The organism is Microcystis sp. T1-4, assembly GCF_000297435.1.
Classification (GTDB): domain Bacteria; phylum Cyanobacteriota; class Cyanobacteriia; order Cyanobacteriales; family Microcystaceae; genus Microcystis.
Genome location: NZ_CAIP01000029.1, coordinates 1 through 5,037, shown reverse-complemented (window position 1 = coordinate 5,037; position 5,037 = coordinate 1). Strand labels below are relative to the sequence as shown.

General features: G+C 44.0%; 3 protein-coding genes. 2 read left to right on the top strand and 1 reads right to left on the bottom strand.

Going from position 1 to position 5,037, the window contains the following annotated elements; translation table 11 throughout:
- The coding region (locus MICAI_RS01580; RefSeq protein ID WP_039899416.1) for a Uma2 family endonuclease at window positions 1-337 on the top strand (337 nt) is incomplete at its 5' end.
- A 140-nt stretch (window positions 338-477) separates the two neighbouring features.
- Window positions 478-1,902, top strand: a complete 1,425-nt coding sequence (locus MICAI_RS01575; protein WP_008196853.1) for an FAD-binding domain-containing protein — start codon at window positions 478-480, stop codon at window positions 1,900-1,902.
- 329 nt (window positions 1,903-2,231) lie between these two features.
- On the opposite strand, the gene MICAI_RS01570 is transcribed toward MICAI_RS01575, so the two are convergent.
- The gene (locus tag MICAI_RS01570; protein ID WP_039899413.1) at window positions 2,232-4,877 is read right to left on the bottom strand and encodes an efflux RND transporter permease subunit; all 2,646 of its coding nucleotides are present in this window, start codon (window positions 4,875-4,877) and stop codon (window positions 2,232-2,234) included.
- Window positions 4,878-5,037: the final 160 nt, after the last annotated feature.

Sequence of the window (5,037 nt, the reverse complement as noted above, 5' to 3'; positions counted from 1 at the left end):
CGCGCCGGAATTAATTGTCGAAATTGCCGCTTCTAGTGCTTCCTACGATGTTCATCAAAAATTAAATGTTTACCGTCGCAATCAAGTCCAAGAATACCTAGTCTGGCGCTTTTATGAACAAGAAATTGATTGGTTTCGACTACAGGCAGGAGAATATATTAAACTAGAACCCGATAGTGATGGCATAATGCGCTCTCAAATCTTCCCAGGTTTATGGCTAGATAAAAACGCTTTATTAATGGGCGACTTAGGAAAAGTTTTAGTGATTTTGCAGCGGGGGTTAGAAACAGCAGAACATCGAGATTTTGTCAATAAATTAACTGCCAATCACAGCTAGATTGTAAAATTAGATAATTATTCTTGATCCACTGTCCTATAATTACAGAAAGAGTATTTTTGACTTGAATTTGTTCTTAACTGTACCCCCGTTTTACCCCAATAATCTCGCCCCTGATAATCTTCTCATCACCTTACTTTATGTCAAATCTAATCCTTTTCTGGCATCGTCGCGATTTACGTCTCTCGGATAATATTGGACTGAGTAAAGCTAGGGAGCGCAGTCCGAAAATTATCGGGGTTTTCTGCCTCGATCCTGCTATTTTAGAAGGGGATGATATCGCCCCGGCTAGGGTTGCCTATCTCCTCGGTTGTCTAGAGGAATTAGAAAAAAATTATCGCCAAAAAGGTAGTCAATTACTGATTATTCGCGGCAACCCCAGTCAAACACTGGTCAACTTAGCCAGCAATTTATCGGCAAAAGCAGTTTTTTTTAACCTCGATATCGAACCCTACGCGCGTCAACGGGATCAACAGGTAATCGCCGCTTTACAAACAAAAGGAATTGAAGTAGAAACTTTCTGGGATCAACTTCTCCACGCCCCCGGACAAGTCCTCACCCTCTCAAAAAGTCCCTACACCGTATATACTCCTTTTTGGAAAAATTGGAGCCAATTAGCCAAAGCCAGCCCCAAAACCCTAGAAAACCTGCAAGGATTAGACGAAAATGAGGGGGAGAAACTCGCAGAAACTATTAACTTACCAACCCTAGAAAATTTAGGTTTTACTTGGCAAAATCCCTTACCCCTCACCCCCGGAGAAAAAGCCGCTACTAGCAGATTAGAAGAATTTTGTCAAGGGGTTATTAACAATTATCAAGAAGATCGTAACTTCCCCGCTTTCGATGGGACCTCGCGCTTGAGTGCCGCTTTAAAATTTGGGGCGATTGGCATCCGCACAATTTGGACGGCAACCCTAGAATTATTAGAAAATTGCCGGGCAGAGGAAGCAAAAAATAGTATTATCACTTGGCAGCAAGAGTTAGCTTGGCGGGAATTTTACCAGCATTGTCTCTATTTTTTCCCAGAATTGGCGGTCGGTGCTTATAGAAAAGAATTTCGTCATTTTCCTTGGCAGGATAACGAAGAACATTTTCAAGCTTGGTGCCAGGGAAAAACCGGCTATCCGATCGTTGACGCGGCCATGCGACAATTAAATGAAACGGGATGGATGCACAATCGTTGTCGCATGATCGTGGCGAGTTTTTTAACCAAAGATTTAATTATTAACTGGCAAAAAGGCGAAAAATACTTCATGCAGAAACTTTTTGATGGCGATTTAGCCGCTAATAATGGTGGTTGGCAGTGGAGTGCGTCTAGTGGCATGGATCCGAAACCTTTAAGAATTTTTAATCCCGCTAGTCAGACACAAAAATTCGATCTGGAAGGGGAATATATTCGTCAGTGGTTGCCGGAATTAGCCTCCGTAGATACGGAATATCTAGTAACTGGGAAAATCCCCCGTTTAGAAAGACATCGTTGTGGTTATCCTGAGCCAATTGTCGATCATAATCAACAACAAAAAGAGTTCAAACGACTCTATAGTAATCAGAAGCCAAAACAATAACTAGGGTTTGTGGCAAAAAGTTTTTAGTGGGGACAGGGTGACAGGGTAACCATAAGGGTGCATCTCATTTTTGTAAATCTACTAATTTGGGATTTTTCAGGGGAAACTTTCTCCTAAAATTGGGGGTTACTTTCGGTTTTATTACTCAATCCAAGCTTTTGGGGGGTTCTACCCCCCAAACCCCCCGCACATTAGCTTTTCGGTGGGATGCTTACACGCGATTGTTCATATTTTTATACTAATTTAAGAGTCACTGATAATTGCTGATTCTCGGTATTTCTGCAAATGTGGGATGCACTCAACCCTAACTAAAGGGACGGTAAAACTAGCTACTTTTGACCGGCTTTAATCCGGTTCCAAACATCCTCTAAACTTAGATATAACACAGGCACAACAATTAAACTCAACAGGGAAGAAGTGACTAAACCTCCCACAATTACCATCGCCATGGGTTGCCGCAATTCCGCACCAGTACCCAATCCCAAAGCGATCGGAATCATGCCTAAAATTGTCGAACAAGTGGTCATTAAAATCGGTCTTAACCTAATCATTCCCGTTTCTAACACCGCTTCCTCCCGACTCCAACCCTGTTGACGCAATTGGTTAGTATAATCCAGCAATAACACAGCGTTTTTATCGAGTAATCCCAAGAGGAAGATAAACCCGATCAGAGAAATCATACTAAACTCACTACCCGTTATCAATAACCCCAACATTGCCCCCACAATCGCTAAAGGTAAACATAAAGCGATGACGATAGTTTCTAGCAGTCTTCTGAATAATAACCATAAAACTCCTAACATTAAAATCGTCGCTAGGATTAAAGTGCGACCAAAACTGCCCAAAACATCGCTACTTTGAGAAGAAGTACCCCAACGCTGTAAAGTTATCCCTTCCGGTAAAGGAATCCCTTCAATTTTAATCGCCGCATCTTCTAAGCCTAAATCCGGACTGAGATTAGCACTGAGAAAAATCGCCTGTTGACCATTTAAACGCTCGATCGCCAAAAAATCCCCCCGATCATTTAATCTAGATGATAGGGAAATATCCTTCAAACCGGCGATTTTAGCGGCCTCAACCCGCAATTTCTCGGCACTATCGCGCAATAGTGGCAAATTATCGCTTTTAATCGCAATTTGGATCGGCTTTTCCGCTTCCGTCTGCACAAAAGGAATGTCCTCGACACTGACATTCACCCCTCTAATTGTCGGTAAAATTTGCCGAATCCGTTGCTGCACGGCGCTGGTGTGAGATTTACGATCGCCCTTCAGTTTAACGTGAATTTTGCCACGATTCGGCTCACCGCGTAAACCGGCGATCAGAAAAGTCGATTCCACTTCCCCATCCCCCAAAATCGGCGCTTCTAATTTGCTGCCATCCCGGACAGTGCGACGCAGGAGAAAACTTTCGGGAGAACTCGCTAACTGAGAAATCCAAGCGAAACTATCAGTAGAACTCTTAGCCGTCGGTTTATTAGGGCTAATTTGCGTTATTTTCGGCAAAGGAGACGTATAAACTAGATTAAACTCGCCGCGATCGAGTCGGGGAATAAATCCCCTAGAAATAAAAGGAATCAGGGCAATACCCGCCAAAAAGGTAATTAGGGCAATAGCAATGACCAGCAAACGATGACGCAATGACCAGTTTAAGAGCCGTCGGTAGGTGTTCTCAATCGGTCGCTTTTGTTTCGTCATTTTTGCCCGTGATTGCGGTTTCAGCCAATATACTGCCAAAACTGGCGATAAAGTTCTGGCGATCAACAGAGAAAAAATCACCGCAGCCGAGACAGTTAAACCGAAGGGTTGGAAAAACTGCCCCACCGCACCCCCCATAAAAGCGACGGGTATAAACACGGCAACAATGGTTAAGGTGGAGGCGGTGACAGCTAATCCGATCTCCCTTGTCCCCTTGAGTGCCGCATTTTTCGGGGTTTCCCCCGCATCGATTAAACGGGAAATATTCTCCACATCAACGATCGCATCATCCACGACAATGCCAATCACCAAAGCGAGAGCCAGCAGCGTCAGGGTTTCCAGATTAAACCCATAGATGGCCATGATAATGAAAGTCCCCAAAAGAGATAGGGGGATAACCAGAGCAGAAATGACCGTAGCGGCGAAACTGCCTAAAAATATCAATATAACCAGCACTGACAGCAAAACTGCCAAAAGTAAATCATCGATCGTGCCTTGTAGGGCAGCGCGAATATATTCCGCTTGGGTTTCAGCTAAAATTATCTTGACATCGGGCAGTTTTTGTGCTATGTCTTTAACCAGTTTTTCTGCTTGAGCGGCCAGATCGAGACTATTGGCTGCACCTTTTTTGATTACCTGCACTGCGATCGCCTCTTGGCCGTTAAAGCGCACCAGCGTGGGCAATGGTCGGGTTAAGCTTTTATGGGGATTATCTTCTCTAACTGTACCTTGACCGAGTAAATTAACTTTAGCCGTACCTGGGAGAGCTTTTAAGGGCGGAATTAAATTATCTTGGGCGATTTGGCTTAATTCTTCTAGGGTTTTCTGCTCACTCACCAGCGTATATGTAACTGTTGCCGACTCATTTAAATCAACGGGGATAACTTCCGTAGTAGCTTGAGGGGGTAAAGGGACTTGCGAGATAGTCTGTTTAACTGCTGCGGTGGCTTTGTCTAAATTTGTGCCAATTTTAAAGAAAATGCTGATTACTGACTGTCCGGGGCCAGTAGTCGAGGAAACATCGCGACAACCGGGGAGAGAGAAAAGGGGATTTTCTAGGGGTTTAGTTAATTGCTGTTCCGTGGTGATAGCAGTAGCTAAATCCGCTTGAGCGTTAATTATTACGACTGGAAAGCTGATATCGGGGAAAAGAGCGTATTTTAGGGAACTAAAAGCCAAAATTCCCGCCACGGCCACCGCTAACCAGAAAGCAATGGTTAACCTCGGCGCATTAATCGCTATTCGAGAGATATTCAGACGTTCTCGCCATGATTCTTTCATCTTTTGATCATCTCTCATAAGTGGGGAGTGGGGAGTGGGGAGTGGGGTGTGGGGTGTAGGGTTTTAGGGTTTTAGGGTTTTAGGGTTTTAGTGGAAATTACTCTATCTCCCCATTACCCTATTCCCCCATTTTCCTATCCCCTTCTCACTGATAACTGAT

Excerpts from the sequence above, each read along its gene's own strand:
- MICAI_RS01570 (WP_039899413.1), bottom strand. The coding sequence starts at position 4,877 with ATGAAAGAATCATGGCGAGAACGTCTGAATATCTCTCGAATAGCGATT.
- MICAI_RS01575 (WP_008196853.1), top strand. The coding sequence starts at position 478 with ATGTCAAATCTAATCCTTTTCTGGCATCGTCGCGATTTACGTCTCTCG.